We start from the raw sequence: 6,052 nt of genomic DNA on the forward strand, positions 1-6,052 counted from the left end.
TGATAATTATCACTCTTCAGTCTGATGAAACACACCACTATCCTCAGGAGATTCCTACTGCTTTTTGTAGCGGTGTTTGAGATACTCAATCACCGGCGGTGTTATCGATAGAATGATGATCGCAAGAATGATGAGTTTGAAATTTTGCTGCACCATGGGCAACTGCCCAAAATAAAACCCGGCATAAACAAACGTTGCAACCCATAGCACGGCGCCCACTATGTTATACACAATAAAGGTGCGGTAAGGCATCGTCCCGATACCCGCGACAAAGGGCGCAAAGGTCCGGATGATGGGAATGAAGCGTGCGATGATGATGGTTTTGGTGCCATGTTTCAGATAAAAGGCTTGGGTTTTTTCGAGGTATTCCCGTTTAAAAAAGCGCGAATTCTGCGAAGCAAATACTTTTGCTCCCACCGTTTTGCCTATCCAGTAATTCACAGAATCACCCAGAATACCGGCCAAACTTAAGCCAGCAAATAAGACATGCGGATTAAGCTGAGAACCCTCCAGCGACGCCAGAGATCCTGCCGCGAATAACAGGGAATCGCCCGGCAGAAGCGGCAACACAACGAGCCCGGTCTCACAAAACACGATCAGGAAAAGAATGCCATAAATCCACAACCCGTATTCTGAAGCAAGCTGTTGCAAATGCCTGTCGATATGAAGAATGAAATCAATAAGAAACATAAATAATTGTGGGAAGAATGAGAACGTTAGCCATCGGACTCCGGATGGAGAGACATGCTTAAACCAGGAAAGAATCCAGTTTGGGTAAGTTTAACTGGAAGAACAGAAAAAATCTCCCGGAATATCGCTTTATTTCCGGGAAATTGTTTTAGCTACAACGCAATGAGCGCTTTATAGAGATTGAAACAACTGATCGTGATGATCAGAATACCCACGAGTATTAGTAAAGTACGCGCATGAAACTTCTTGCATAAATAAGCAGCGAAAGGCGCCGCAAACAAACCGCCGAAAACCAATCCGATAATCAACGGCCAGTGATCGGTTTCCATCAGGAGTGCAAACGTCGCTGCGCTGGCCAATGTCAGGAAAAATTCCGCAAAATTCACCGATCCGATGGTTGTGCGCGGATCTGTGCCTGTTCCTACCAAGGTTGAAGTCACAATAGGCCCCCAGCCACCACCGCCCGCTGCATCCATGAATCCGCCGAAACAGGCCAATTTACCAACATGCTGAGGCTCATCCTTTCGAGTACTCAGTTGCCGGAAAGCTTTACTGAGAATATAAACACCCAGCAGAACCAAGTAAGCGGAAATGAAAGGCTTGAATAACGCGCTATTGACATGCGTGACTAAAAACGCGCCCAAGATACCACCCAACACACCCGGCACCAGCAAGCGAGTGAACAATTGTTTATTGACATTACCGAATTTGGCATGCGCAATGCCTGAAACACCCGTGGTAAATATCTCAGCGATATGCACACTGGCGCTGGCGGCAGCCGGACTTGCACCGGAGGCTAATAAAAAAGTGGTTGCGGTAACACCGTAAGCCATACCCAAAGCACCATCGACCACTTGCGCAAGAAAGCCAACGGCAACAGCGCTCCAGAAAATCCTGCTATCGAGCGTGCTACTAATAATCTGCCAGCTTTCTCCCAAGTCCTGCGCAAGGAAAAAGCGAATGACTAAAAATGCGATCAGCAAAACCAATACAACAACAGCAAACCATACGGCAGCACGCAAAAAAGGATGTGCATCCAAATGGGAAACAGTATCTTCGACAGGCGGCAATCCTAATTGCTGATGTTCCTCATTGACGGGATTGGATGTCAGATCAAGATTGCGTATTTTCATGAGCTTAGCTTTATATAACCTTTAAAATGCGCTGCACTATAGCCGCACCTGAACATAATTTGAAATAATATTTAGTAATATACTTATAGCGATAAGTTAGAGCTATCGCTGGGTGCGGTATCCGGCAAAAATGCGATCGCAACCAAAGAATACGCTGGAATCGGATTGGAGTTTGTTTGAATCAGATAAAGGAAAAATCAGAAAAACACCAGAACAGCAATGAGTTAATCGCTTCCACTACTATCACTGTTATCTTTAATCATATCGGGAGTATCGCTGGCATTTGGCCATGTACTGAACGGAAACGGGCGTTGCTCGCTGTTAAAAGTCAGGAAGTTCATGATCTGATGGATATAGATGCTTAGACTCTGACTGAATCCAAGTAAAAATTCATTCGTTTTTCCGGTTAGTATTAACGTGGCAAATTGGAAAAATAAGATACCAATGACCAATGAATTAGAAAATCCATAAATGAACATGAAGAAAAGCATAAAAAGTCCACGCTGCCAGTTTTCTCTTTTCTGAATTCTTTGTTTAATTTCTTCATTCATTTTATTTTTCCGTAATTTGATGCAGTCACATTACGCGATCTGCATATAGAAAAACAAGGATACCACTTTGCTGGATTTGCTTGAGTTGAATCAGATAATGCTATTTTTTCGCTTATATGCGAACCGATTTCCAGTAGTTGGATTGCCAGTAAACATGGTCTAACCGGGATATTGTGACACCTTTCTTTTCGGAGGCATGTAGAAATTTATTTTTTTCCAAATAAATTCCAACATGATTTGAACTCGGACCCGTTTTGAAGAATATCAGATCACCTGCTCTTAAATCGTTTTTCCTGATTTCTTTCCCAACCATCATTTGCATTCTGGTTGTTCTAGGCAGATGCATTCCAAGTTTTGATTTGAATGTAAGATGCACGAAACCCGAACAATCGATTCCGCGTTGACTCATTCCGCCACGCTGATACCGCACCCCTTGCCACTCATTAAATTGGGAATAGAGTGCTTTCTTAATGTGGCCGGAATCTGTTGATTTATTGACTGGCGGGCGCGAACCCTGTTTTACCGAAGGTTTTTCCTGAAGGGATCCACAACTCACCAAGAAGCTGATGCCAATAAATATAATAAGCCGAGAAATAATCCTTTTCATTGATAAGGCGCTTTACTCTATAACCAATTAAAAGTAAGTTCTTACAGCGATTATACGCGATTACCGTGTGATCCCATACTTGAGATTTTTGACAAAACAGACCTTGCCATATCTTTTAATGATACAACTTCATTGACGCCACCTGCTGCGATCGCTTCTTTCGGCATCCCAAAAACAACGCAACTGGCTTCATCTTGGGCGAAATTATAAGCGCCTGACTTCTGCATTTCCAGCATGCCGACCGCACCATCCTTACCCATGCCCGTTAAAATGACACCGATCGCATTTTTGCCAGCACAATTTGCAACCGAGCGAAATAGTACATCAACCGATGGCCGATGTCGACTGACCAGCTCCCCCTGATTCAATTCCGTCATATAGTTCGCACCGCTCCGTTTGAGCAATAAATGCGAGTGTCCTGGTGCGATAAACGCATGTCCTGGCAATACTCTCTCCCCACCCTGGGCTTCAACCACAGATATCTTACACAGGCTATTTAAACGATTGGCAAATGATTTTGTGAATCCTTCGGGCATATGCTGAGTAACCAGAATCCCCGGTGAATCAGGTGGCATACGAATTAGAAATTCCTTGATGGCTTCCGTACCACCGGTAGAGGCACCCACGATGATTAACTTTTCTGTCGATGCGATTCGATTCGCAACGGATGGCAACACTGCATCCGCAGTTGCACTTTTGGTAACCAACGGGGATGCATTTCGTTTGAGTCTGGCAGACTTCGCAATACGGATTTTATTGGCAATTTCACTACCGTATTCTTTTAATCCCGATGCAATATCAATTTTGGGCTTAGCCACAAAATCAACCGCGCCCAATTCAAGCGCACGGAATGTCACATCGGAACTTTTCTCGGTTAATGTTGAAACCATAACCACCGGCATGGGCCTCAGTCGCATTAATTTTTCCAAGAAATCAAGCCCGTCCATTTTGGGCATTTCAACATCCAGCGTCAGCACATCCGGATTCAATTCCCGGATCATTTCCCGTGCCGCTAGCGGATCAGCCGCCGCCCCAATGACTTCCATATCAGGCTGGCTATTAATTATCTCGGTTAATAGCTTACGAATCAGCGCTGAATCATCAACAACGATAACTGTTATTTTCTTCATAATAAAAACTCAACGTATTTCATGAAACAGGTTCAAGCTAGGAAAATAATTCCACATCTCCACCACTATCAACCTTATACAGGCGTTGTCTATAATCCTTTTCACGCTGGGAAATAGTCGTGTTATGTATATTGCGTAATTTTTTTACCATTACTTTGCTGCTTTTTGGAAAGAAATAGACTTTGCGTGGAAAGATATCAACCAAATCCTGTGCTACGACTTTTATTTTCTCTGTTTGCAAAAACTTCAAGACAAAATCCGCGTTCCGTTGTCCGACATTGGCGACTGTCAATCCATCCAGAACGTTACCGCCGCCGAATACTTTTGCCTCGAGGTTTCCACGGCGGGCACCCAGCTTCAATAACTGATTGATCAATATTTCCATGGCATAAGTACCGTAACGGGCTGAAGCATTCAACGGACTACCCGCATCCCCTCCGCCATCCGGAAGCATGAAATGATTCATACCACCGATACCGCTATAACTATCTCGAATACAAGCCGCAACACACGAGCCAAGCACAGTTACAAGCAGCAAATCCTTATCCGTAACATAATACTCGCCCGGCAGCAATTTAACAGCTTGATTATTAAAACTCTTATCAAAATACAAATTGGTAGCAACTTGATCATCGATGATCTCAGCCATACGATTACCTCTGTTTATTAGCTAACTCATAAACGGTTTTCTCACGCAATTTAAACAAATCAACTGCATGCTGAAAGCTCTCTGAATGACCAGCAAACAACAATCCATCCGGTGCCAGTAGCGGTACAAATTTCTTCAAAATTTTATATTGAGTCTGTTTATCAAAATAAATCATTACATTACGACAAAATATCGCATCGAATGGACCGCGAATCGGCCAGCTTTCATCCAGCAAATTCAGCTGCCGGAATGTAATCATATTCCGCAATTCGGGGCGCACTCTCGCCGATCCGGCGTGATGCCCTTTGCCTTTAAGAAAAAACTGTTTAAGTTTTTCTTTGGGTATTTTTTCTAGCTTATCCAGTGAATAAATACCCAACTGTGCCTTTGCCAGAACATTGGTATCCAGATCTGTTGCCAGAATATGCACTGGGGGTGAAAATGTTTTAAATGCCTGCACCATCGCCATCGCCATTGAGTAAGGTTCTTCACCGGTTGACGATGCACTGCACCAGAGTTGAATCTTGCCCTCATTCTTACGCTTCTCTACATGCTTCTCAAGAATCGGAAAATGATGCTGTTCGCGAAAAAAAGCTGTTAAATTAGTTGTTAATGCATTTGTAAATGCTTCCCACTCTTCAGGATTGCCACGTTCCAGAAAATTAAGGTATTCGTTAAAATTCGTCAAACCGTTGGCACGCAGACGCCGGGCAAGTCTGCTATAAACCATATTTTGTTTGCCTTTGGAAAGTGAGATGCCTGCATGGTTATATATCAGTTTTCTGATACGCTCAAAATCTGCCTGAGTAAAAACATACTCGCGTATCCTGCTATCAGAGCTTTCATCACCACCCAAAATCATTTCCATAATATATCCATTTGAATTCCAATAAATACTGCTTTGCTGTCATTCCTTGCAGTATCAGACCCTGGAGCCTCATCACTTTTTATCAGACAGAATGTATTAATACATTGAATAAAAAACGATATAAAATTAGTTATATCTATCGTTTTCATGGAGCAGATAATTCAAAGGCATAATCTTTAGCCAGTAGCGAATTTTGCACCCAATTTTTTACAGCTTTCTTCAGTACTATGCGTGAACCGGTAACTTAACAATTACCAATTACCTGCTTCGCTTCTGCTTAATATTTCCGCTCGGAAGCAATCATTCTCTAATTGATTGTTTGCTCTATCAGCCCCATGTCGCTGCTGCTCATCAATTTTTCGATATCAATCAATATCAGCATGCGTTCATCGACTGTCCCCAGTCCCATGATATATTCCGTATC

At 43.1% G+C, this 6,052-nt stretch carries 7 protein-coding genes and 1 pseudogene; all 8 read right to left on the reverse strand.

Translation table 11 applies throughout. From position 1 onward, the window contains the following. Positions 1-54 precede the first annotated feature (54 nt). A complete protein-coding gene (locus ABD07_RS00210; protein WP_108698684.1) occupies positions 55-690 on the reverse strand; it encodes a DedA family protein in 636 nt (211 codons plus the stop codon). 152 nt (positions 691-842) lie between these two features. Further along, a complete protein-coding gene (locus ABD07_RS00215; protein ID WP_108698685.1) occupies positions 843-1,823 on the reverse strand; it encodes a sulfite exporter TauE/SafE family protein in 981 nt (326 codons plus the stop codon). Between the two features lie 224 nt (positions 1,824-2,047). Next, positions 2,048-2,374: a DUF4389 domain-containing protein gene (locus ABD07_RS00220; RefSeq protein ID WP_160816610.1), complete on the reverse strand. Its 327-nt coding sequence runs from the start codon at positions 2,372-2,374 to the stop codon at positions 2,048-2,050. Positions 2,375-2,486: 112 nt separating this feature from the next. Next, positions 2,487-2,981: an NlpC/P60 family protein gene (locus tag ABD07_RS00225; protein ID WP_132428174.1), complete on the reverse strand. Its 495-nt coding sequence runs from the start codon at positions 2,979-2,981 to the stop codon at positions 2,487-2,489. A 50-nt stretch (positions 2,982-3,031) separates the two neighbouring features. Then, positions 3,032-4,111 carry a protein-glutamate methylesterase/protein-glutamine glutaminase gene (locus tag ABD07_RS00230; RefSeq protein ID WP_108698688.1) on the reverse strand — a complete coding sequence of 360 codons (1,080 nt, stop codon included), beginning with the start codon at positions 4,109-4,111 and terminating at the stop codon, positions 3,032-3,034. Between the two features lie 37 nt (positions 4,112-4,148). After that, a complete protein-coding gene (gene cheD / locus ABD07_RS00235) occupies positions 4,149-4,760 on the reverse strand; it encodes a chemoreceptor glutamine deamidase CheD (protein ID WP_160816611.1) in 612 nt (203 codons plus the stop codon). A gap of 4 nt (positions 4,761-4,764) precedes the next feature. After that, positions 4,765-5,628: a CheR family methyltransferase gene (locus ABD07_RS00240; protein ID WP_160816612.1), complete on the reverse strand. Its 864-nt coding sequence runs from the start codon at positions 5,626-5,628 to the stop codon at positions 4,765-4,767. A gap of 307 nt (positions 5,629-5,935) precedes the next feature. Beyond that, a pseudogene (locus ABD07_RS14850) lies at positions 5,936-6,052 on the reverse strand (chemotaxis protein CheW); the annotation flags it as partial.

Source organism: Nitrosomonas oligotropha (genome assembly GCF_009833085.1).
GTDB lineage: Bacteria > Pseudomonadota > Gammaproteobacteria > Burkholderiales > Nitrosomonadaceae > Nitrosomonas > Nitrosomonas oligotropha.

Excerpts from the sequence above, each read along its gene's own strand:
- ABD07_RS00210 (WP_108698684.1), bottom strand. The coding sequence starts at position 690 with ATGTTTCTTATTGATTTCATTCTTCATATCGACAGGCATTTGCAACAG.
- ABD07_RS00215 (WP_108698685.1), bottom strand. The coding sequence starts at position 1,823 with ATGAAAATACGCAATCTTGATCTGACATCCAATCCCGTCAATGAGGAA.
- ABD07_RS00220 (WP_160816610.1), bottom strand. The coding sequence starts at position 2,374 with ATGAATGAAGAAATTAAACAAAGAATTCAGAAAAGAGAAAACTGGCAG.
- ABD07_RS00225 (WP_132428174.1), bottom strand. The coding sequence starts at position 2,981 with ATGAAAAGGATTATTTCTCGGCTTATTATATTTATTGGCATCAGCTTC.
- ABD07_RS00230 (WP_108698688.1), bottom strand. The coding sequence starts at position 4,111 with ATGAAGAAAATAACAGTTATCGTTGTTGATGATTCAGCGCTGATTCGT.
- cheD (WP_160816611.1), bottom strand. The coding sequence starts at position 4,760 with ATGGCTGAGATCATCGATGATCAAGTTGCTACCAATTTGTATTTTGAT.
- ABD07_RS00240 (WP_160816612.1), bottom strand. The coding sequence starts at position 5,628 with ATGGAAATGATTTTGGGTGGTGATGAAAGCTCTGATAGCAGGATACGC.